This is a genomic window from Rhizobium sp. WYJ-E13 (assembly GCF_018987265.1).
In the GTDB taxonomy this organism is placed as follows: domain Bacteria; phylum Pseudomonadota; class Alphaproteobacteria; order Rhizobiales; family Rhizobiaceae; genus Rhizobium.
Genome location: NZ_CP076853.1, coordinates 4,037,745 through 4,060,317 on the forward strand (window position 1 = coordinate 4,037,745; position 22,573 = coordinate 4,060,317).

Below are 22,573 nucleotides of genomic sequence, written 5' to 3' on the forward strand. Positions count from 1 at the left end.
TATTTTGAAATATCGTCTGCCCATTATCGCTTTGCTTTCGTATGTCTCGAACTAATACATGGTGCTTTATACCGTGATCTAGTTGAAATACCGCCCGCTAGTATGTTTCTTGTCCGAAATGCAACCACAAAGTAGCAAAAATAAATATAACTTCGTGGTAACTAACCCATTTGGGCCATTTCTTTCCTTTGAAATCCATATTACCATAATTAAGAAATGCCTAAAAGATAAGGCGGCCACATGCCTAGGGGCAATGTTCGTCGGCATGTAATACCGCCATCGCGCCAATGGGAGTAGATGCTCCGAGTTTGAGTATAGTGTAGCGCTAGGGGAGGCGTATATGTTCATGGTTGGGTCGGAAGTAGGAGATTCGGATCAGGCAAGAAGACTGGGTCCGAATGGAGAAACAATTCTGGTAATCGCCAAGGCGGACTTGTTCTCCGAATGCATGGTTGAAGCATTGGCGAAGAAATTCCCGAATTTCGATGTCATAAGCATACAGAGCGCGCAGTCCATATCCGAGAAGGATATCCACGACATGCGGCTTGTCCTGTTCTATCATGTCGCCGGCGCCGAGTTGCACGACGCGATGCAGACCGTTCGAGAAAACCGTCCGGACGCATCCATCGGCCTTGTCGTCGAAGCCATCGACATGATGGAGCCCTATATCAGCCGCCTTGTCGAGGCGCGCGTCATCGATGGCGTCCTGCCGCTCAATCTGCGCCTGGACGTTTTCATGGCGGCGATCGATCTGCTGATGAAGGGTGGCGAGCATTTTCCGTCCGCGCTCCTTGGCCGTCTGTCCAACCGGGCAACGACACAGCTTGAGTCCTCGCTGTACCAGACGAAGTCCGTCGACGCAGCGCGCGCCAATGTGCTGAAGCTTCGCCGCAACAGCATGGCGGCTCTGACGACGCGCGAGGTGCAGATACTCGACCTCATCTGCAAGGGCACGCAGAACAAGATCATCGCCGATAAGCTTCACCTGTCCGAAAACACGGTGAAGGTCCACGTTCGCAATATCTATAAGAAGATGAATGTGAGAAATCGCACGGAAGCAGCCTCACGTTTCTTCAATGACACTTCGGACAGCGGTGATATCTCTGGCAAGTGGCCGCACTAGAGCGCCGTGCGTCCATTCGGACGCACAATGGACGCTCTAACTCTTTGAATCTACACATCAGGCTTCCGAAAATCGGAAGCGATTTTCGGGCCGATGCTGTAGGCCATCAATTCATCAGGGATGAGCGGGCGAAGCAACGCGATTTCTGGCCGAAGCCGCTCGGTGAGCAGATATAGGGTGCAGAGCCGGGATATTCTGTGGCGTTGGCCCCTGTCGGAGTGATAATCTTCCGTTCGACACCATAGGCCAAGGCTTTCGTGGCGTGCGGAACACGCACCACTACGACATTCTTCTCCGTACTTCCGACTGTGGTCGCATCGACGACCGCGCAGGATATAGGCCCGATAGCCGACAGAATAATCGTTGCTGCCAAAGCCAGCGAATTAAGTCTGCATGGCGATGGGCCATGCACTTGGTCATGAGCTGTCATTAGGCACCCCCATTATTTGGGCAATAGTGACGGGCCCTTACAAACCAGTAGCTGGCGGCTCCTCTACATCAGCTCCGTGGCTGAGGCTAGGGCAGCCGGATGAAAAGCTTCGCAGAATAGTCCTTTAAAAAGGATTAATCAAAGGAACGCCAGGGTTTTCTGCAATAGCTATTTGGAATTGTACCCATGTTTTTAAATTGACCTTGGTTGATATCCTCCTATCATTTTGAACATGACTACAATCATCTGAAGAATAACTGGAAGCTTATTCAATCGATACAACTTCATGTTGAAGTTATCCAAGCAGATGAAAGGAAGCCAAAGGATAGAAGGGTCTAGAAAGGCCACACCGCATGGGAAGGAGTTTGTAGTGCGTAGTTTCATTCCCACCGAAGCTTATCAGGAACCTCCATCCGCATCGACATCGTCGCGGCCAAAGACGATACTGGTCAATGGAGGCGCTGGTTTCCTGGGGTCCCATCTTTGTGAGCGGCTTCTCGAGCGTGGTCATCAGGTCATCTGTCTCGATAATTTCTACACTGGCCGCCGCGTCAATATCGAGCATCTGCTGCAGAATACCCGTTTCCGGCTTCTCGAACATGACGTGCGGCAGCCCTATGATGTGGAAGCGTCCGTCATCTTCAACTTTGCTTCACCAGCCTCGCCGCCGGATTATCAGCGCGATCCCGTCGGCACCTTGCTGACGAACGTGCTTGGAGCCGTCAACACGCTGGATGCGGCCCGCCGTAGCGGTGCAACGGTCGTCCAGTCCTCGACATCGGAAGTTTACGGGGATCCACATCAAAATCCGCAGCGCGAAACCTATTTCGGCAACGTCAACCCGATCGGTCCGCGCGGCTGTTATGACGAGGGCAAGCGGTCTGCCGAAACCCTGTTTTTCGATTATCATCGCAAGTATGGCCTCGATATCAAGGTTGGCCGGATCTTCAATACCTATGGTCCGCGCATGCGCCTCGATGACGGACGGGTCGTGTCCAACTTCATCGTTCAGGCGCTCTCCAACACCGACATAACGATCTACGGTGATGGCCGGCAGACCCGTTCCTTCTGCTATGTCGATGATCTCATCGACGGTTTCCTGCGTTTCGCCGATGCTGGCGAAAACTGCGTCGGTCCGATCAATCTCGGCAACCCAGCGGAGATCACCGTGCGGGATCTTGCCGAGATCATTCTCGATCTGACCAATTCACGCTCACGCCTCGTTTACCTGCCGGCCGTCGCGGACGATCCGCAACAGCGCCGGCCGGATATTGCCAGAGCAAGGGAAGATCTGAACAGGTGGCCGACGACGGAGCTGAAGACCGGGCTGAAGCGTACGATAGCCTATTTCGATGCGCTGCTCACCCACAGGCAAGTGGTGGAGGCCGTATGAGATGCCCGGCTACATCCTGGTTACGGGTGGCGCCGGCTTCATCGGCAGCCACATCTGCAAGGCACTTGCGCGCGCCGGTATGGTTCCGGTCACCTATGATAATCTCTCGACCGGACACATTGATAGTGTCCGGTGGGGGCCGCTGATCCAGGCGGACATCGCCGATGGTGCAAGGCTGCGACAGGTCATGGCGGAGTACGCGCCGGATTGTGTCATCCATTGCGGTGCCAACGCCTATGTCGGTGAATCCGTCGAAAAGCCGAGCATCTATTTTCGCAACAACGTCATCGGCAGCCTGACGCTGCTGGACGCCTGCCTCGATCGCAATATCGACAGGATTGTTTTTTCCAGCAGTTGCGCGACCTACGGCATACCGGAGCTGCTGCCAATCAGCGAGAAAACGCCGCAACATCCGGTCAATCCCTATGGCAGAACCAAGCTGATCTTCGAAATGGCGCTGGAGGATTATGCCGCAGCCTACGGCATCCGCTTTGTCGCCCTTCGTTACTTCAATGCCGCCGGCGCCGATCCGGAGGGCCAGCTTGCTGAACAGCACTATCCCGAAACTCATCTGATCCCGCGTGCTCTTCTCGCTGCCAGCGGCCGGATCGGCAACCTCGACATTTTCGGCACGGATTATGAGACCGAAGACGGCACCTGCGTCAGGGATTACATCCATGTCAGCGATCTCTCAGAGGCGCATCTCGCCGCCGTTCGCCATCTCCTGGCCGGCGGCAACTCGCTGAGCGTCAATCTGGGCTCCGGCCGCGGCACGTCGATCGGCGAGATCCTCGATGCCGTCAAACGAAAGACCGGCCACAAGGTGCCGGTGCGCTATCAGCCGCGCCGTGCAGGCGATCCGCCGGCTCTTTTTGCTGATACGAAAAAGGCCCGCTTGGCGCTGGATTTCACACCGGCGCCTTCGGATATCGATACGATCATCCGCACGGCCGGCCCGACTTTCGGACTGGAGGTGATTGCGTGAGCATCAGAGCCGAAACAGACCGCGTATATAGGTCTTCTGCCGCCAAGGCCGAGATGTTCGAGCCTGTCCTTTCCGGCTGGAATCGTGCTGCTTATGGGCTTGGCATCCTCTGCTGGCTGGCGGCGCTCGGCTATTTCTGGCTTTGGTGGGCTCAGCCCATCCACATCGTATCGTGGCCTACATTCCTCCTCGTCACTCTCATTCTTGCATGGGTCACGCTGCTGTCGGCCTACTTCATCCTGATCTTCCTGGATGCAAGACAGGTCAGATCATCTGCAGGCCTGCCGAAGGGCCGCGTCGCGATGGTCGTCACCAAAGCGCCATCGGAACCTTTCACCGTCGTGCGCAAGTCGCTCCTTGCCATGCTCGATCAGAAAGACGTCGAGTTCGATGTCTGGCTCGCCGATGAAGATCCATCCGAAGAGACGAAGAGGTGGTGCGGGCAGCATGGCGTCATGATCTCCACACGCAAGAGCGTGAGCGAGTATCACCGCCCCGTCTGGCCGCGCCGCACGCGCTGCAAGGAAGGCAATCTCGCCTATTTCTATGATCACTTCGGCTATGAGCGCTATGACTTCGTCGCTCAGTTCGATGCCGATCATGTGCCTACGCCGACCTATCTTCGTGAAGTTTTGCGGTCTTTCCGCGATCCCGAAGTCGCTATGTCTCGGCACCCAGCATCTGCGATGCCAATGCGTCCGAGAGCTGGGCTGCCCGCGGCGGACTTTATGCGGAAGCGAGCCTGCATGGCTCGTTGCAGATAGGATATAACAATGGCTGGGCGCCGCTCTGCATCGGCTCCCATTATGCCGTGCGCACGGCCGCACTGCGGGAGCAAGCCGTGGATGGATACGGCTACGATGAAACAGAGCGATTTTCCGGAGTTTCAGGACGTCGTCTATTTCAATGACCGTGATGTACATGCCTGGCCGTTCGAGCTCGGGCGGCCCGATTGGAGGGTTATCGACGACGCAAGCAACTAGAGCAGATCCTGCGATCGATGAATCGATTGTGAGGTGACGCGGCGCAGCGAAGCTGATTCAACATCCACAACGAAGAGGTGGATGATGGCACGAGCACTGAGCGACGATCTTCGATTACGCGTATTGAAAGCGTCTGCGGCTGGCATGTCAGCGCGGCAGGCGGCTGTCCGGTTCGGGGTTGGGATTTCGACGGCAATCCGGTGGATCGCGAGAGCGAAAGACGGCGAGCCGACCCCCCGGCCGCAAGGTTGGAGACGACCGTCGGCTCTCGACGCACACGCGGCTTTCGTTGTCGAGATGATCGACGATCGCAAGGACGTGACGCTGGATGAAATGGTCGAGCGTCTGTGCGTTGAGCGGCAGGTCGGCATCAGCCGGAGTGCGCTCGGTGCTTGGCTGCGAAGCCGCGGGTGGACGTTTAAAAAAAGTCCGCACATGCATTGGAGCAGGATCGACCAGATGTCTTGAAGCGGCGGCGAGCCTGGTTTGATGGCCAGCTCGATCTCGATCCAGAAAAGCTGATCTTTATAGACGAGACCGGTCTGTCGACCAAAATGGCGCGCCTGCGCGGACGCGCAATGCGAGGCGAGCGTTGTCGAGCAGGTGTGCCGCATGGCCATTGGAAGACTATGACTTTCACTGGAGCGTTGCGCCTCAGCGGAATGACCGCCCCCTTCGTCTACGATGGCGCGATGAACGGCAACGTCTTCCTTGCTTATGTCGAACAGGTGCTGCTGCCCACCCTGAAAATCGGCGACGTGGTTATTATGGATAACCTGCCTGCGCACAAAACAGCCGGTGTCCGCGATGCCATCGAGCGCGCCGGCGCCAAACTCATGTTCCTGCCGCCCTACAGTCCTGACTTCAATCCCATTGAGAACGCATTCTCCAAATTGAAAGCCATGTTGCGGGCTCGGGCGGAGCGAAAGATCGACGCTTTGTGGGATGCGGTGGGCGCCTTGATGCCTCGCTTCACGACGGCAGAATGCGCCAACTACTTCAAGGCCGCGGGATATGACCCAGATTAAACAGGATCTGCTCTAGTACTACAGTTGCGGTTTACCGGAAGTCATGATTCACTTCCCGCATTTGGCGGGAGGGAAGTTCAATGTCGGTTGCGGGTTGGTCCGGGTCGGTTCTGGCGTGGCATCGTGAGCTCGATGCCTTGAAGGTGCGGTTGGGCTCGGTCTTTGGTCGCCGAGAATTGCGCGCATCGTGCGGTGCCTTTCTGGATGGGTTGTTGTCGGGAGTAGAGCGCAAGACTGGCTGGCTGATGGCGGAACAGGCAGGACTGGAGCGCCCTTATCGGATGCAATCGCTGCTGGGGCGCAGCCATTGGGATGCTGACGCATTGCGCGATACGGTTCGCGCTTATGCAATAGAGTCTCTCGGTGACGCGGACGGCGTTCTTGTGGTCGATGAGACCGGCTTCCTGAAGAAAGGCGCCCATTCAGTCGGTGTCGCACGACAATATTCCGGCACGGCCGGCCGGATCGAGAACTGTCAGATCGGTGTTTTCCTTGCCTATGCAAGCCGCTACGGTCAGACCCTGATCGATCGGCAACTTTATCTACCGAAGGAGTGGGCCGAGGATGAAGCCCGCCGTGCTTCGGCTCACGTCCCCCAGTCCCAAGCCTTCGCGACCAAACCGGCCATTGCAGCCAAGCTCATTGCCGATGCGCTGGATGCCGGCGTGCCTTGTGCCTGGGTATTGGCGGATGCGCTTTATGGTTCGGATTCCAAGCTGCGCCGGATGCTGGAAAGCCGTGGCCAGCCTTATGTTCTGGCAGTGCGCTCCAATCAATGCCTGCGCTTTGTGCGTGAGCAAGGGATCGAGCAGACCGATCCCGAAACGATGGCTGATGAGTTGAAACCGGAGGTTTGGCAGAGCCATGCAGCAGGCGAAGGTGCCAAGGGTCTTCGGCTTTATGATTGGGCCCGTATTCCTCTCAGCTCTCGCCCGGATCCACAATGGGAGCGCTGGCTTCTGATCCGGCGCAGCCGACGCGAACCCGATGCGCGCGCCTATTACTTTGTCTTTGCGCCCGCCGGTACCGAATTGAGCGAATTGGCGGGCGCTGCCGGGCTGCGTTGGACCGTGGAAGAATGCTTCCAGCGTGCGAAGGACGATCTCGGCCTGGATCATTGCGAAGCGCGATCCTGGCATGCTTGGAAGCGGCACATGACGCTCGTCATGGCAGCCGCTGCATTCCTCGCCAAACTCGGCGCCGATCTACGCCGCACCGCTGCTGGCAAACCGAACGAAACGAGTCCAAACCCGCCAATCGCCGCCTGACCAACACCATGGCCTTCGTGCCCAGCGTCGCAGAGATCCGCTATCTGATCAAACGCCTCCTGCTACAGCCCCCGATTAGAGTTCGCCTCATCTTGGCATGGTCACTCTGGCGACGCAGGCATCAAGCATCCGCAATGCTTTCTCACTACAAAGCAAGGCATCAAACGCAACTGTAGTACTAGGCTTGGGTTACCGAAAAAGACAAGCCCGCCGATGGCGGGCCTCTGCTCCTTCATATGGGTTAGGGTTAACCCTTGATCGTTGCCTTACCCTCTTCGACGAGCTTGGCCGCGGCGTCGGCTACCGAAATGCGCTCGAAGGCGAGCTCGTCGCAAGTTGGACGAAGGACACGCTGGTCGAATTGGGTTGCGCCCATCGGCACCGGCGGCGGATATTCACCGACCTGATCCTTGAGCAGATTCACGTACTTGACCGTTTCCTGCTCGGTCGGATTGAGTTGTGGCAGGATGGCTTCGCGAACCGCCGGCGACATCGGCACCCCGCGTTCCACGCCGAGGATCTTGCCGGCTTCGAGATCGTTGACGAAGAAGCTGATGAACTTCGCGGCAGCTTCGCCCTGCTTGGTCGTGGCGCCCACGCTCCAGATCAGAGCCGGACGGTAGTAATGGCCTGATGGACCGCCCTTCTTCTCGCGCGGCAGCATGGTGATGCCGAGCTTGTTCTTGATGATCAGCTGGTAGCCGATCATCTGGTTGGAATAAGCCATGCCGATGACCGATTTGCCGAGGCCGAGGCAGTTGGTGTCGATGGTGTTCTGGTCGAGCGTCTGCACATCGGCGGCGACGGTACCGCCAGCCTTGCGCAGCTTTTCCCAATAATCGAACCATTCCTTGGCATCGTCGACCGTGAAGCCGAGGCCGACACCTTCCTTGGCGAAAACGCTCTTGCCGCGCTGGCGCAGCCAGGCATCGAACACGTAGTTGTAGCGTGCCGCATAGGGGCCGCCGCCCTTGCCCGAGGACTTGGCGAGTTCAACGGCGAGCTTGGCATACTCATCCCAGGTAAGATCGGGAGTCGGCAGAGGAATGCCTGCCTTTTCGAATTCGACAGTGTCGAAGAACATCGAGAAGGAGTTCAGGCCAAGGCCGACGCCATAAAGCTTGCCATCCACGGTGGTCAGTTTCAGCATGTCGGCGCCGAAGCTGTCGACCTTCAGTGCCGAGGGAACGAATTCATCGAGCGGCAGGCAGGCGCCGCGCTTGGAATAGTCGGAGATCGTACCCGGCTCGAGCTGGAAAACGTCGGCAATCGCGCGGCCGGCCATCTGCGTTGCAAGCTTCGTCCAGTAACCGTCGCCCGAAAGCGATTCACCGACGATGGTGACGCCAGGCGTCTTCGACTGATAGAGCTTGGCGACGTCGAGCGTGCGCTTGGCACGGTCGTTGGAGCCCCACCACATTGCGCGCAGCGAAGCGTCCTCGGCGAATGCGGGGATCGAGCTGCCGGCGCCGAAGGCGAGGCCGGCCGCGGCACCTGCGGTTCCCATCAAGAATGAACGGCGATTGACCTGCATGATTTCCTCCTAATATCCAATGCCCGGTGCCATCCTCCAATGGTCTTTCCGAGCGCTCCGGCCGGTAGAGTACGCAAAAAATTTCTCTTTGCAAGAAATTATGATTATCTTGCAAATTTGCGTAATTTGCATAATCTCTGCCGCTATGAATGAGATCAAAATGACCGAGAGCAAAACCAGACGGCCGCGCCAGGCCGATATTGCCAGCCTGGCCGGGGTTTCCGTTTCCACGGTATCGCGGGTGCTCGCCAATGAGCCCGGTATCAGCGAAAGTGTGCGGCGGCACATATTGAAGGTCGCTGCCGAGCATGGCTATCCCGTGAAAGCCGCTTCGGAAAGTACTCCCGGCGGACTTACTCTGATTGCAAGCGATGGGGCGACCGGCGGCCTCAGTGTCTTCTACGAGTCGATCGTCGAGGGCCTTCGTGCGGGTGCTGCCGATGCCGGCATGTCCTTCGAGGTGCGTCTCGTGCGGGAGGACCGCACGACTCCTGACGTGGTCGGCGAATATCTGCAGACGGCAGAAGCAGAAGGGCTTTTCCTCGTCGGCATCGATCCTAGTGATACGCTGCGGGCTTGGCTCGAAGCGACTGGGGTACCAACTGTTCTCGTCAACGGCACCGATCCGCGTCTGCGCCTCGATGGCGTGTCGCCCTCCAATTTCTTCGGTGCTTTCGAGGCGACAAGCCGGCTCACGAAAGCCGGCCATCGTCGCATTCTGCATCTGACCGGCTCGCATCGTCACACGATCCGCGAACGTGTGCGCGGCTTTGAAGCGGCGATTGCTGCGGTTCCTGGTGCCGAAGGCCGGCTCGTGCCGCTAACCTTCCAGGGTAGCGCCAGCCGCGAGGCGCATGAACGCACGGTCGCGATACTTGCGGAAGATCCAGGTTATACGGCCGCTTTCTGCATGAATGATTTCATCGCTGTCGGCGTTCTTGAAGCTGTCACCGAAGCAGGGCTTCGTGTTCCCGAGGATTTCGCGATCGTCGGTTTCGATGATCTTCCCTGCGCTGTGATGACCAATCCCCGGCTTTCCACCATGCGCGTCGATCGCGCCGCCCTCGGCCGCGAGGCCGTGTCCCTGATGATTTCCCGCTACCGCGACAGGACCGCGCCGGCCCGCCATATCTGCCAGGCGGTCGTTCCCGTTGCCGGAGGCACCGTTCCCGATACCGACAAGCTGTGAGTGATGCCGATGACCTATGATCCCGCCAGCGCCAACCCGCTTGCAGGCAACCCGCTGAAGACACGTACCGACATGATCCGTGCCGTCAACGATCTCTTCGATCCACTGCTGCCCTTCTTCTCCAATGGCAATGCTCGCGTCCGCCTCGATGGCACTGGCGCTCATTTCGACCGAGCCGCTGCCGACCTCGAAGGGTTCGCCCGTCCGCTCTGGGGGCTTGCTCCGCTTGGTGCCGGCAAGAATGATTTCGCCCATTGGCAGCGCTTTGCCGAAGGCTTGGCGAATGGCTGCGATCCCGCCCATCCCGAATATTGGGGCACGGTCAATGCCCGTGACCAGCGCATGGTGGAATTGGCCGCCCTTGGTTTTGCTCTGGCGCTGGTGCCTGAAAAGATCTGGGAACCACTCGACAAGCGCGCCCGCGACAATATCATCGCCTATTTCAAGCATGTCCGGCAGTTCGACTATGCCGACAATAACTGGAAATTCTTCCGCATCTTCGTCGATATCGCCCTCGATCGCCTCGGCGCCGATTTCGACCGCAGCCTGACCAAGCAATATCTTGAAGAACTGGAAGGTTTCTATATCGGCGATGGGTGGTATCGCGACGGCAATATCCGCCGCATCGACCATTACATTCCCTTCGCCATGCATTTCTACGGCCTGATCTATTCCAAACTGGTCGATGACGAATATGCCAAGCGCTACCGCGAGCGCGCCGTACTCTTCGCGAAAGATTTCCGCCACTGGTTTGCACCTGACGGTGCGACCATTCCCTTCGGCCGCAGCCTGACCTATCGTTTCGCCTGCGCCGGCTTCTGGTCGGCGCTCGCCTTTGCCGATCTGGAGGCGCTGCCCTGGGGCGAGGTCAAGCATCTCTGCCTCGCGCATCTGCGCTGGTGGCGGGACAAGCCGATCGCCAGCCATGATGGCGTGCTGACCATCGGCTTCGGCTATCCGAACTTGTTGATGTCGGAAAGTTACAACTCCGCCGGCTCGCCCTATTGGGCCTTCAAGGCCTTCTTGCCGCTCGCTATTCCGGAGGATCACCCCTTCTGGACCGCGGAAGAAAAGCTGCCCGATCAGGCGCCGGAAGTGGTTCCGCAGCGTCATCCGGGCATGGTGATGATGCGTGCCGGCAATGATGTCGTGGCGCTCTCTTCCGGCCAGGAAAACTTGCAGATGCGTTTCGGCACGGAGAAATACGCAAAATTTGCCTATTCGGCCCGCTACGGCTTCAGCGTCGAGGCCGACGAGCGCGCCTTCGCGCTTTCTGCGTTCGACTCCGCACTCGCTTTCAGCGACGACGGCCTGCACTACCGGGTCCGCGAAACGAATGAAGAGGCAAGGATCGCCGGCGATGTTCTCTATTCCCGCTGGTCGGCCTTCAAGGACGTTACGGTCGAAACCTGGCTCGTGCCGTCGGCTCCGTGGCATATCCGCGTTCACCGCATCAGGACGCCGCGCCCGCTGCAGACGGCCGAAGGCGGCTTCGCGATTGCCAGGCGCGATCTCGATGCCGATACGCTTTCTGCCGCGCAGGGCTCGGCCTACGCGATCGGCGAGGCGGATTTTTCCGGCATCGTTGACCTTGGTTCATCGATCAAGCGAAGCGGCCTTGCCCAGAAGGCGCTGCCGAATACCAACATGATCGTTGCCAAGACGCTCGTGCCGCAGCTGCGTGGTGAAATCCCTGCTGGGGAAACAGTCCTGATGACGGCTGTGGTCGCGCTGAACGATCCGGCGGCTGTTTCCGGCGCATGGACCGCGCCGCCGAAAGCGCCCGATATCGCCGTTCTGGAAAAGCTGGTCAAAGACAAGGGTGTCACCGTCAGCGCCATCGAAGCGCCGGGACATATGGCATGAACAAGCCAGCCATCGTCCTTGCCATGCAGCCCTCCCGCACGGAACATATCCTGCCGGAAAAGACCCTTCGCCGGCTGGATCGCATGGGACGTCTTCTCGATGCCGAACCGCTCCAGCGCTTCGATGATGAACGGGCAAAACGCCTGCTGTCCGAGGCGGAAATCCTGATCACCGGTTGGGGTGCGCCCTATGTCGGTCGCGAGGTTCTGGCACTTGCTCCAAAGCTGAAGCTCGTCGTTCATGCGGCAGGAACGGTAAAAGGCATCGTCGACCCCTGCATTTTTGAAGCCGGCATCGCGGTCAGCCATGCGGCCGAGGCCAATGCGGTGCCGGTCGCCGAATTCACGCTGGCCGCGATCATTTTCGCCGGCAAACATGTCTTCCGCTTTCGCGACCTCTATGTTGCCGACCGGCATCGCGACCGGACCTATCCCATGCAGCGCGAGGCCATCGGCAATTATTGCCGCACGGTCGGCATCATCGGTGCTTCACGTATCGGTCGCCGCGTCATCGATCTGTTGAAGCCTTTCGATTATCAGGTGCTGCTATCAGATCCGACCATCGACGCCGATCAGGCGCGCGGGATGGACGTTCAGAAGGTCGAGCTCGACGATCTCATGCGCCGGTCGGATATCGTTTCCGTCCATGCGCCTTCGCTGCCCTCCACCCATCATATGATCAATGCCACGAAGCTGGCGCTGATGAAGGACGGCGCCACGCTGATCAATACCGCGCGCGGTGCGTTGATCGATGAGGTTGCCTTGCTGGCTGTGCTGAAAACCGGTCGTATCGACGCCGTCATCGACGTGACCGATCCCGAAATACCGGGACCGAATTCGGCTTTCTATGATCTGCCCAACGTCTTCCTGACGCCGCATATTGCCGGTGCGGTCGGCCTGGAGCGCGCCCGTCTCGGTGAAATGGCAGCGGATGAGGCTGAACGCTTCGTCAAGGGCGAGCCACTGCTTCACGGGCTCACCCTCGAAAGCCTGGAAAATACTGCCTGAGGCCTCTTACGACGCCTTTAGGGAGTTCGGCGAACCGTCATTGGCAAGCTCCGGCATAAGGTCGGAAATGTTGACGACCTTGCCGCTGCGCGAGCTCGTCAGCGCTGCGATGCCGCAAAGCACGGACATGGCGCCGGCGCGCGTACCGGCCCGCTGCGCGAGTTTGTCCTGCATGTCGGGCTTGAAGATCATGTTGCGCATCCGGTCGTCGCCGCCATAGTGGCCGCCCGAGGAATGCGGCACCTTGATGCGTTCGACCGCTTCCTTGCCATGCGGGAAGTTGCGAATCAGCAGGATCGTGTCTTCCCTCGGCTCTTCCCAGGGCTGCGCCTCATACTGGCGGATCTCGATGCGACCTTTGGTGCCGTTGAAAGCCAGATGATGACCTTCGATCGGCTGGAACGTGTTCAGAGAATAGGAAACATGGACATTGTTGCGATAGCGGATGGAAACGGCCATCGTATCGGGAATGTCGATGTCTTCGCGGAAAACGCAGCCATCGCGGAAATAGCCATCGATCTTCGAGGGATCTTCATAGAGCGTGTCGAGGAAGGGATCCCCTTCGAGATCGAGATAGTAGTCGCAGTCCTGCGTGTGCGAACAGAGCTTGCAGCGCGGGCCGCTGAAGGGTCCCTTGCGGCCGTAATTCTGCAAGTCGGCAAAGGAGGTCACGGCGTCAGGATCGCTATCGAGGTACCAGTTCAAAAGGTCGAAATGATGCGTCGCCTTGTGAACGAAGAGACTGCCGGAATTTTCCGTATAGGCATGCCAGCGGCGGAAATAATCGGCGCCATGCTTGGTGTTGAGGTACCAATGGAAATCGACCGAGGTGACGCGGCCAATCTCGCCGGAATTCAGGAGTTCCTTGATCTTGGCTGCCGTTGGCGCATAGCGATAGTTGAAGGAAACGTCGACCCGGCGGCCGGTACGCTTTTCGGCATCCAGGATTCGGCGAATCTTTTCGACCGTAGTGGTCATCGGCTTCTCGGTGATCACGTCGATACCGGATTCCAAGGCACGCACGATGATATCGTCATGCGTATGGTCGGGCGTGCAGACGATCACCAGATCCGGCTTCTGCTCCGTCAGCATCGCATCGATGTTTTCATAAAGCGGCGCATTGCTGCCGATCATGGTGCGGGCACGCTCGCCGCGCAGCGAATTCTTCTCGACGATCGCAGTCAGGTCGACATGCTCGCGCCAGCCAGCCAAAAGGTCCTTGCCCCACATTGTGGTGCCACGGTTACCGGTGCCGATCAGGGCAAAACGGCGCTTCTCCATCGAATGATTCCTCCTTCATACGTGATGAAACGGATTGGATTTAAAACTAGATCTGGCAGCAGTTCCTGAAGCGCTCGACGCAGGTGGCGATCACCTCGTCGGCGGGACGCTTCCACCAGTTCTCGGCAGAGAAGATTTCGACCTCCTGCGCGCCGAAGAAGCCGGCGGCCTCCACCATCCGTCTTATGCCTTTGAGATCGATCACGCCATCGCCCATCATGCCGCGGTCGAGCAGCATGTCCTTGGTCGGTGCCAGCCAGTCGCAGATATGGTGGGCAAAGATGCGGTTCATGCGTCCGGCGCGGGCAATCTGGTTGGCAAGATCGGGATCCCACCAGACGTGGTAGACATCGACGGCAACGCCGACATCCTCGCCGAGTTGCTCGCACATGTCGAGGGCCTGGCCAAGCGTGTTCACGCAGGCGCGATCGGCGGCATACATCGGATGCAGCGGCTCGATTGCGAGTTTCACGCCCGCAGCCTGTGCATGCGGCAGCACGGCAGCGATGCCGTCAAACACCATCTGTCGGGCAGCGGCGATATCCTTCGAACTGCCTGGCAGACCGCCGACGACGAGCACCAGGCAATCAGCTGAAAACGCTGCCGCCTCATCGATGGCGCGCCTGTTGTCGTCGAGGTTCTTCTGCCAGTCGGCCTCGTTCGCGGCCGGAAAGAAACCGCCACGGCAAAACCCGGTCAGCCTGATGCCGTTCGACTTGACGATCCTCACTGCCTCGTCGAGACCGGCCTTGGCGACCTGATCGCGCCATGGCGCGATCGAGGTGATGCCATGTTTCAGGCAAATATCGACGGCTTCGGCAAAACCGCATTGCTCACGGATCGTCGCAAGGTTGATCGAAAGTCCTTCGACCTGCATGTCATTCTCCTCCCATTGCCGTGCCGGCGATCAGTGAACGCCGTTGACAGCAAGCACGTGTTTCATGCGCGCGGTTGCCATTTCCGGATCGGCGAGAACGCGGGCCTTGTCGGCCAGGCGGAAAAGCTCCGCCAGATGCGTCATAGAACGCGTGCTCTGCTGGCCGCCGATCATCGTGAAATGATCCTGCAGGCCGTTGAGATAGGCGAGGAAGACGACGCCGGTCTTGTAGAAGCGGGTGGGGGTCTTGAAGATGTGGCGCGACAGCGGAACGGTCGGCTCGAGCAGGTCGAAGAACTCGTGGTTGCTCTTGCGGCCGAGTGCCTCGAGCGCAGCGGAAGCCGCCGGTGCGATGGCGTCGAAAATGCCGAGCAGCGCGTCCGAATGTCCCTGCTCGTCGCCGGCGATCAGTTCGGCGTAGTTGAAGTCGTCGCCGGTATACATGCGCACGCCCTTCGGCAGTTGCCGGCGCATCGTCACTTCCTTCTCCTTGGAAAGAAGCGAGATTTTGATGCCGTCGACTTTGGCGGCATTGGCCTCAATCACCTGCAGGCAGGTTTCCATCGCCTTCAGGTGGTCGCCATTGCCCCAATAGCCGGCCAGTGCCGGGTCGAACATTTCGCCGAGCCAGTGGATGACGACGGGTTCCTTTACCTGGCGAAGGATGCGGTCATAGACCTTGATATAATCGTCCGGCCCCTTGGCTGCTGCAGCCAGGGCACGGCTTGCCATGAGGATGATGCGACCACCAGCGGCTTCCACCGTCTCGATCTGTTCCTCGTAAGCCCGGATGATCGTGTCGATCGTCACGTCGGGGCCGGGCGTCAGATGGTCGGTACCGGCGCCGCAGGCAATCTGCGCGTCCTTGCGGGAGGCGGCTTCACCAAGTGCGTGGCGGATAAGCTCGCGGGCCTCCGGCCAGCCAAGCCCCATGCCGCGCTGCGCCGTATCCATCGCTTCGGCAACGCCGAGACCGAGGTCCCAGAGGCGATGGCGGAAAGCGAGCGTGCGTTCCCAGTCGATCGCCGGGGTCAGCCAGGGATCGTTGTCGGCCAGCGGATCGGCGACGACATGGGCGGCGGCAAAGGCGATGCGCGGGAAGCTCTTAGCGTCCCGCTTCTTGAGTTCGATCGGCGTGCCGGTCGGCGTATAGGGGACGATCTTGCCGTCCAGGGGAAGATTGATCGTCGTCACGGCTCAGAACTCCAGCGTGGGAACGTCGAGCCAGCGGCGCTCGGCCCAGGATTTCAGGCCGAGTTCTGCAAGCTGTACCCCCTTGGCGCCGGCTTCCAGGCCATAGGGCCAGGGAGCGTCCTCGACGACGTGACGGATGAACATTTCCCACTGCGCCTTGAAGCCATTGTCGAAGACCTGCGTATCCGGCACTTCTTCCCAGGTCTCGTAAAAATCGATCGTCTGCGGCTGGTCGGGGTTCCAGACCGGCTTCGGCGTATTGACGCGGTGCTGGCTCCAGCATTTGGTGAGGCCCGCGACAGCGGAGCCATGCGTACCGTCCACCTGGAAGGTCACGAGGTCGTCGCGGCGCACGCGCACGGCCCAGGACGAGTTGACCTGCGCGATCACGCCGCCTTCCAGCTCGAAGGTCGCATAGGCCGCGTCGTCGGTGTCGCAGTTATACGGCTTGCCCTGCTCGTCGATGCGCGTTGGAATATGCGTAGCGCCCATGCAGGAAACAGCCCTCACTTCGCCGAAGAGATTGTCGAGCACATAGCGCCAGTGGCACAGCATATCGAGGATGATGCCGCCGCCATCGGCCTTGCGGTAGTTCCAGGACGGACGCTGGGCCGGAACGCCCCAGTCGCCTTCGAAGACCCAGTAGCCGAATTCTCCGCGCACCGAGAGGATCTTGCCGAAGAAGCCGGAATCACGCAGCAGCGCCAGCTTGCGCAGGCCGGGCAGGAAGAGCTTGTCCTGTACCACGCCGTGCTTGAGGCCGGAGGCGCGCGCCTTACGGGCTAGGTCGATCGCAACCTGCAGATCGTCGGAGATAGGCTTTTCGCAATAGACGTGCTTGCCGGCATCGAGCGCCTTGGAGAGCAGCTCTGCGCGCATCAGCGTCGTTCCGGCATCGAAGAAAATGGCGTCATCGGGATTGGCGAGTGCCGCGTCGAGATCGGTCGACCAGCGCTTGATGTTATGCTTGCGGGCAAGCTCCTCCATCTTTCCGCCGTTGCGGCCGACGATGATCGGATCGATTTCCAGTTTCTCGCCTGATTTCAGAGTAATGCCACCTTGATCGCGAAAGGCGAGGATCGAGCGAACGAGGTGCTGGTTGTAGCCCATACGGCCGGTAACGCCGTGCAAAATGATCCCCAAACGTGCCACTTTTTCCTCCCTGGAAGCTTTTATGCGTCGGGAGCGGGCAGTCAGGCCCGGCCCTCCCGAGCCGGTAACTAAACAGTTACTTGATGACAGAAGAGGAATATTGCTGTCAATAGCCAATTCGGTTTTTTGAAAATCAGCGCTTTATCGAAGCGAGCGTGACGTGAACGATATGTCGTTCCCATGCTTCGAGATTGGCAGGCGTGATGAGATCGCGGCCGAAGATCGTCGAGAGCGTGTACTGGTTGGACAGGTAGAAATAGCCGAGCGAGGCGATTGTCAGATAGACCTGCAGCGGGTCGGCGGTCTCTATGAAGACACCCGCTTTCTTACCTTCTTCCAGTACCTGCGAAAGCTCGCCGATCAGATGCGAATGCAATTCCTTGAGCCGCACAGACTGGCGCAGCCAGCGGGCGCGATGCAGGTTTTCCGTACCGAGCAGGCTGAGGAACTCCGGATGCTGCAGGAAGTAGCGCCAAGTGAAGAGGGCAAGTTCCCCAATGCCTTCCTCGGGGCTGCGAGTACCGATATTCAGCGCGCGCTCTGCGGTGCGGATGCTGACATAGGCCTCCTCCAGCACGCGCAGGTAGAGTTGCTCCTTGTCGCCGAAATAGTGGTAGAGCATGCGTTTGTTGGTGCCGGCGCGCTCGGCGATGGAATCGACCCGCGCGCCACCCATGCCGTTTTCGGCAAATTCCCGTGTGGCGGCCTCAAGAATGGCTGCGCGGGTGCGCTCCGGATCGCGTTGGGCGATTCGCTCAGCGGACGGACGCTTGGTCTTCTTTTTTGCGCTCTCCCCAGTGTCGTTCATGCGATTTCCTCTACTTCCCATGTTGCGCTCATAAGGCTTAAGCGGAAGAATGTAAAAAGCCGATTTGGTCAGAGAAACCGGGCCAGCAACACCGCTTGACAGCCCGGATGCTTTGAACATAACTTGTAACCAATTAGTTATTTGTTGCAAGGTGGCTAATTCGGAAGCGTGTGGAGGCGCTTCCTGTTGGGAGGAGGAAACCAATATGTCTTTTCGTGTAAGCAGACGTAATTTCATGGCGGGCGGAGCAACGCTCCTTTCGCTTTCGGCGCTTGGAAACAGCGCTTTTGCCCAGGAAAACCGCCTGCGCCTCATCTGGTGGGGCTCCCAGCCGCGCGCTGACCGCACCAACAAGGTCTCCGACCTTTTCAAGGCGCAGCACAGCGGCGTTTCGATCACCGGTGAATTCCTCGGATGGGCCGATTACTGGCCGCGCCTTGCCACACAGGTGGCCGGGCGCAACGCCCCCGACGTCATTCAGATGGATTATCGCTACATCGTCGAATATGCCCGGCGTGGCGCTCTCGCTCCGCTGGAATCCTATATGCCCTCGAAGCTGCAGCTCGATGATTTCGACCCGGCGCAGATCGAAGGTGGTAAGGTCGATGGTCATTTCTATGGTGTCAGCCTCGGCGCAAACTCGGCGGCGACCGTCATCAACACAGTCGCCTTCAAGGAAGCCGGCATCGACGTGCCGACGAACAAGACGACCTGGGAAGAATTCGGCAAGATCGGCGCCGAAATCACCAAAGCCGGCAAGCGCAAGGGCTATTTCGGCTTTGCCGATGGCAGCGGCGGCGAGCCGCTCTTCGAAAACTATCTGCGCCAGCGCGGCAAGGCGCTGTACACGGCGGATTCGAAGATTGCTTTCACTGCCGAGGACGCTTCGGAATGGTTCGACATGTGGGCCAAATTCCGTGAAGCCGGCGCCTGCGTAACGCCCGACATTCAGGCGCTCTACAAGGATACGATCGATACCAGCCCGCTCACCGTCGGAAAGGCTGCCTGCGATTACGCCCACTCCAACCAGTTCGTTGGCTATCAGGCGATAGTCAAGGACAAACTGATGCTCAGCAACTACATGAGGATCAAGCCGGACTCGAAGGGTGGCCACTACCGCAAGCCTTCGATGTTCTTCTCGGTCTCCGCACAGTCAAAGGTGATCGATCAGGCTGTCGATTACGTCAACTTCTTCGTCAAGAATCCCGATGCTGCCAAGATCCTCGACGTCGAACGCGGCATTCCGGAATCCAAGGCGATGCGTGAGGTCGTTGCCGGCACGCTCGACGAAACCGGTAAGGTCCCGCTCGAATATGTCAGCGGCCTTGGCGATCTCGCCGGCCCGCTTCCGCCCCCGCCGCCGACCGGCGCCGGCGAAGGCCAGGTCGTGCTGCGCACCATCTCTGAACAGGTCGCCTTTGGCCAGCTCAAGCCTGCCGATGCCGGCAAGCAACTCGTGGATGAAATCACGCGAATTCTCGCGCGGGGTTGATCTTATATGACAAATGCGATGCGCACGTCCGCAGGGACGGTAACAGTGGAAAGATATCAGGGGGTACGGGCTGACGGACGCTTCCGGCGCCTCTGGAATGCCAATGCTCCCGGCTATCTCTTTCTGCTTCCCTGGCTCATAGGTTTTTTTGGCCTGACACTCGGCCCGGCCCTGATTTCGCTCTACCTGTCCTTCACCGACTTCGACATGCTGAGGGCGCCGGGTTGGGTAGGAGCGGCAAATTACGTGCGCATCGCCACAGCCGATCCGAAATTCGCATCGGCCATGTCCGTCACGTTGACCTATGTCGTGCTGTCGGTTCCCTTCAAGCTGACCTTCGCGCTGCTCGTCGCACTGGCCCTGAACCGAGGCCTGCGCGGCCTGCCGATCTACCGCGCGATCTTCTACCTTCCGTCGCTTCTCGGCGGCAGCGTGGCGATCGCCGTGCTGTGGCGCCAGCTTTTCGCCAGCGATGGCCTCGTCAACGCCGCACTCTCGCATTTCGGCATTGTCGGCCCGAGCTGGATTTCGCATCCGAGCTATTCGATCTATACGCTGGTCGCGCTCTCCGTCTGGCAGTTCGGCTCGCCGATGATCATTTTCCTGGCCGGTCTGCGCCAGATCCCTCAGGACATGTATGAGGCCGCAAGCCTCGACGGCGCCTCGAAACTCCGCCAGTTCTACAAGATCACGCTGCCGCTTCTGACACCGGTGATCTTCTTCAACGCCGTCGTCCAGACGATCGATGCCTTCAAGGCCTTTACGCCGGCCTTCATCATCTCCGGCGGCACAGGCGGCCCGATCAATTCGACGCTCTTCTACACGCTCTATCTCTATCAGGAAGCCTTCGGCAATTTCCGCATGGGCTATGCCTCGGCGCTCGCCTGGATCCTCGTGGTGATCATCGCGATCTTCACCACCTTCTCCTTCCTGACCTCGCGCTACTGGGTGCATTACGATGACTGAGATGACCGCTTCCGTCACCGCGGCCCGGCCGCCATCGGACATCACCAAACGCAGCCTGCCGGCTTCGATCATCATCCATGCGCTGCTGATCGCCGCCTCTCTGCTGATGCTCTATCCGCTGCTGTGGATGGTGTCCGCGTCGGTCAGGCCGGAAAACGAGATCTTCTCGTCGACCTCGCTTATCCCGTCGGCTGTCGATTTCTCTTCCTATGTGCGCGGCTGGACTGGTCTCGACATCACTTTCGGCCGTTTCTTCTGGAATTCGCTCGTCATCTCGCTACTCGTCGTGGCCGGCAATGTCATCGCCTGTTCGCTGACCGCCTTTGCCTTCGCGCGGCTGCGTTTTGCCGGCCGGAACTTCTGGTTTGCGATCATGCTCGGCACGCTGATGATCCCCTATCACGTGACACTGATCCCGCAATATGTGCTCTTCCTCGATCTCGGCTGGGTCAACACCATCCTGCCGCTGGTCGTGCCGAAGTTCCTGGCAAGCGACGCATTCTTCATCTTCCTCATGGTGCAGTTCTTCCGCGGCATTCCGCGCGAACTCGATGAGGCCGCGATGATGGACGGCTGCAGCGCCTGGCGCATCTACTGGAAGATCATGCTGCCGCTGTCGCTACCGGTTCTGGCGACAGCCGCGATCTTCTCCTTCATCTGGACCTGGGACGATTTCTTCGGTCCGCTGATCTACCTCAACGACATGAACACCTACACGATCCAGCTCGGCCTGCGCACTTTCGTGGACTCCACCAGCGCATCGGATTGGGGCGGACTGTTCGCCATGTCGACGCTGACCCTGGTGCCCGTGTTCTTCTTCTTCCTGTTCTTCCAGCGCCTGCTGATCGAGGGCATCGCCACGACCGGTATGAAGCGTTGATAGATCGGGCGGAAAAGCCAGACAGGAAAGAATGACATGAGCATGAAGACAGTCGCGATCATCGGCTGCGGTATCGGCCGCTCCCACATCGTCGAGGGTTATCTGCCGCATCCGGACAAATTCAAGGTCGTGGCGATCTGCGACCTGAACGAGGAGCGCCTGAAGACGATTGGCGACGAATTCGGCATCGAACGGCGCACGACCTCTTTCGACGAGCTGCTTGCAGACGACAGCATCGACATCATCGATATCTGCACGCCGCCAGGCATCCATAAGGAGCAGGTCATCGCAGCGCTTGCCGCCGGCAAGCATGTGGTCTGCGAGAAGCCGCTCACCGGTTCGCTCGCCGGAGCCGACGAAATCATCGCGGCCGAGAAGACCGCTAAAGGCACGTTGATGCCGATCTTCCAGTATCGGTATGGTGATGGCGTCGAGAAGGCCAAGCGCATCATCGATGCCGGTCTCGCCGGGAAGTTCTACATGGGTTCGGTCGAAACTTTCTGGCGCCGCAAGCCGGAGTATTACGCCGTACCCTGGCGCGGCAAATGGGCTACCGAACTCGGCGGCGTGCTCGTCACTCACGCGCTCCATCTGCATGACATGCTCTTCTATCTCGCTGGCCCTGCCGTCCGCGTTTTCGGCCGCGTGGCGACCCGCGTCAACGAGATCGAGGTCGAAGACTGCGCCTCCGTCAGCCTGCAGATGCAGAACGGCGCCTTCGTCTCGCTATCCTGCACGCTCGGTTCGCAGAACGAAATCAGCCGGCTCAGGCTGCATTTCGAGAACATTACCTTCGAAAGCAATCACGAGGCCTATGCGCCCGGCCAGGATCCCTGGCAGATCATCGCTGCCGACGATGAAGTACAGGCGAAGATCGATGCCGTCGTCTCCGACTGGCAGCCCGTGCCGCTGCGTTTCAACACGCAGATGCTGCGCTTCCATGATTACCTTATGGGCAAGGGTCCGCTTCCGGTGACGAGCGCAGATGCCAGGCGCGCGCTGGAACTGGTGACGGCCATCTACCAATCTTCCGATAGCGGCGCTGATGTCGCCTTGCCGATCGGTCCAGACAGCCCGAAATACGCCGATTGGCGTGCAAGAACCAAATAAGAGGGGA

Annotated in this window: 19 protein-coding genes and 2 pseudogenes; 14 read left to right on the plus strand and 7 right to left on the minus strand. The window is 59.1% G+C overall.

What is annotated here, in order from left to right; translation table 11 throughout:
• Nucleotides 1–340: 340 nt before the first annotated feature.
• Nucleotides 341–1,123 (plus strand): response regulator transcription factor, encoded by a 783-nt coding sequence (locus tag KQ933_RS19955; RefSeq protein WP_216756454.1) that lies wholly within the window; start codon nt 341–343, stop codon nt 1,121–1,123.
• Nucleotides 1,124–1,229: 106 nt separating this feature from the next.
• On the opposite strand, the gene KQ933_RS33490 is transcribed toward KQ933_RS19955, so the two are convergent.
• Nucleotides 1,230–1,553 carry a hypothetical protein gene (locus KQ933_RS33490; protein WP_253958260.1) on the minus strand — a complete coding sequence of 108 codons (324 nt, stop codon included), beginning with the start codon at nt 1,551–1,553 and terminating at the stop codon, nt 1,230–1,232.
• Nucleotides 1,554–1,935: 382 nt separating this feature from the next.
• Between KQ933_RS33490 and KQ933_RS19960 the strand changes: the two genes are divergently transcribed.
• The 6 genes and pseudogenes from KQ933_RS19960 to KQ933_RS19985 all read left to right on the plus strand — a co-directional run bounded on the left by KQ933_RS19960 (nt 1,936) and on the right by KQ933_RS19985 (nt 7,210).
• Entirely contained in the window at nt 1,936–2,946 is a 1,011-nt protein-coding gene (locus KQ933_RS19960) for a UDP-glucuronic acid decarboxylase family protein (RefSeq protein WP_253958336.1), read from the plus strand.
• Nucleotide 2,947: 1 nt separating this feature from the next.
• On the plus strand, nt 2,948–3,931 hold the full coding sequence (gene galE / locus KQ933_RS19965) for a UDP-glucose 4-epimerase GalE (protein WP_216756456.1): 984 nt from the start codon (nt 2,948–2,950) through the stop codon (nt 3,929–3,931).
• 53 nt (nt 3,932–3,984) lie between these two features.
• Nucleotides 3,985–4,766 (plus strand): annotated as a pseudogene (locus tag KQ933_RS19970) (N-acetylglucosaminyltransferase); the annotation flags it as partial.
• 1 nt (nt 4,767) lies between these two features.
• Nucleotides 4,768–4,914 (plus strand): annotated as a pseudogene (locus tag KQ933_RS19975) (glycosyl hydrolase family 5); the annotation flags it as partial.
• Between the two features lie 84 nt (nt 4,915–4,998).
• A protein-coding gene (locus KQ933_RS19980) for an IS630 family transposase (protein WP_216758956.1) occupies nt 4,999–5,942 on the plus strand; the annotation gives its coding sequence in 2 pieces (ribosomal slippage) (nt 4,999–5,335 and nt 5,335–5,942; 945 coding nt in all).
• Between the two features lie 80 nt (nt 5,943–6,022).
• Nucleotides 6,023–7,210 (plus strand): IS701 family transposase, encoded by a 1,188-nt coding sequence (locus tag KQ933_RS19985; protein WP_216755009.1) that lies wholly within the window; start codon nt 6,023–6,025, stop codon nt 7,208–7,210.
• Nucleotides 7,211–7,457: 247 nt separating this feature from the next.
• On the opposite strand, the gene KQ933_RS19990 is transcribed toward KQ933_RS19985, so the two are convergent.
• On the minus strand, nt 7,458–8,744 hold the full coding sequence (locus KQ933_RS19990) for an ABC transporter substrate-binding protein (protein ID WP_216756457.1): 1,287 nt from the start codon (nt 8,742–8,744) through the stop codon (nt 7,458–7,460).
• Between the two features lie 160 nt (nt 8,745–8,904).
• Here KQ933_RS19990 and KQ933_RS19995 point away from each other — a divergent pair, with 160 nt between their 5' ends.
• Genes KQ933_RS19995 through KQ933_RS20005 form a run of 3 tightly spaced genes read left to right on the plus strand, consistent with a single transcriptional unit; the run spans nt 8,905 to nt 12,806 of the window.
• Nucleotides 8,905–9,933 carry a LacI family DNA-binding transcriptional regulator gene (locus tag KQ933_RS19995; protein ID WP_216756458.1) on the plus strand — a complete coding sequence of 343 codons (1,029 nt, stop codon included), beginning with the start codon at nt 8,905–8,907 and terminating at the stop codon, nt 9,931–9,933.
• A 9-nt stretch (nt 9,934–9,942) separates the two neighbouring features.
• Nucleotides 9,943–11,799: a DUF2264 domain-containing protein gene (locus tag KQ933_RS20000; RefSeq protein ID WP_216756459.1), complete on the plus strand. Its 1,857-nt coding sequence runs from the start codon at nt 9,943–9,945 to the stop codon at nt 11,797–11,799.
• Nucleotides 11,796–12,806 (plus strand): hydroxyacid dehydrogenase, encoded by a 1,011-nt coding sequence (locus KQ933_RS20005; RefSeq protein WP_216756460.1) that lies wholly within the window; start codon nt 11,796–11,798, stop codon nt 12,804–12,806. Before KQ933_RS20000 ends, KQ933_RS20005 begins: the two co-directional genes overlap by 4 nt.
• 6 nt (nt 12,807–12,812) lie before the next feature.
• Here KQ933_RS20005 and KQ933_RS20010 read toward each other — a convergent pair whose 3' ends face one another.
• From KQ933_RS20010 to KQ933_RS20030, 5 genes are all read right to left on the minus strand, one after another.
• The gene (locus KQ933_RS20010; protein WP_216756461.1) at nt 12,813–14,087 is read right to left on the minus strand and encodes a Gfo/Idh/MocA family protein; all 1,275 of its coding nucleotides are present in this window, start codon (nt 14,085–14,087) and stop codon (nt 12,813–12,815) included.
• A 46-nt stretch (nt 14,088–14,133) separates the two neighbouring features.
• Nucleotides 14,134–14,964, minus strand: a complete 831-nt coding sequence (locus tag KQ933_RS20015; protein WP_216756462.1) for a sugar phosphate isomerase/epimerase — start codon at nt 14,962–14,964, stop codon at nt 14,134–14,136.
• 30 nt (nt 14,965–14,994) lie between these two features.
• Nucleotides 14,995–16,158, minus strand: coding sequence for a dihydrodipicolinate synthase family protein (locus KQ933_RS20020; protein WP_216756463.1), 1,164 nt, complete (start codon nt 16,156–16,158; stop codon nt 14,995–14,997).
• Nucleotides 16,159–16,161: 3 nt separating this feature from the next.
• Entirely contained in the window at nt 16,162–17,310 is a 1,149-nt protein-coding gene (locus KQ933_RS20025; RefSeq protein ID WP_216756464.1) for a Gfo/Idh/MocA family protein, read from the minus strand.
• A 133-nt stretch (nt 17,311–17,443) separates the two neighbouring features.
• Nucleotides 17,444–18,118, minus strand: coding sequence for a TetR/AcrR family transcriptional regulator (locus tag KQ933_RS20030; protein WP_216756465.1), 675 nt, complete (start codon nt 18,116–18,118; stop codon nt 17,444–17,446).
• A 205-nt stretch (nt 18,119–18,323) separates the two neighbouring features.
• Between KQ933_RS20030 and KQ933_RS20035 the strand changes: the two genes are divergently transcribed.
• From KQ933_RS20035 to KQ933_RS20050, 4 genes are read left to right on the plus strand one after another with little or no spacing between them, the layout of a single operon-like run.
• A complete protein-coding gene (locus KQ933_RS20035) occupies nt 18,324–19,610 on the plus strand; it encodes an ABC transporter substrate-binding protein (protein ID WP_216756466.1) in 1,287 nt (428 codons plus the stop codon).
• Nucleotides 19,611–19,616: 6 nt separating this feature from the next.
• The gene (locus tag KQ933_RS20040; RefSeq protein ID WP_216756467.1) at nt 19,617–20,576 is read left to right on the plus strand and encodes a carbohydrate ABC transporter permease; all 960 of its coding nucleotides are present in this window, start codon (nt 19,617–19,619) and stop codon (nt 20,574–20,576) included.
• Between the two features lies 1 nt (nt 20,577).
• Complete coding sequence (locus KQ933_RS20045; protein WP_183729131.1) at nt 20,578–21,456, plus strand: carbohydrate ABC transporter permease; 879 nt, start codon at nt 20,578–20,580, stop codon at nt 21,454–21,456.
• Between the two features lie 36 nt (nt 21,457–21,492).
• The gene (locus tag KQ933_RS20050) at nt 21,493–22,566 is read left to right on the plus strand and encodes a Gfo/Idh/MocA family protein (RefSeq protein WP_216756468.1); all 1,074 of its coding nucleotides are present in this window, start codon (nt 21,493–21,495) and stop codon (nt 22,564–22,566) included.
• Nucleotides 22,567–22,573: the final 7 nt, after the last annotated feature.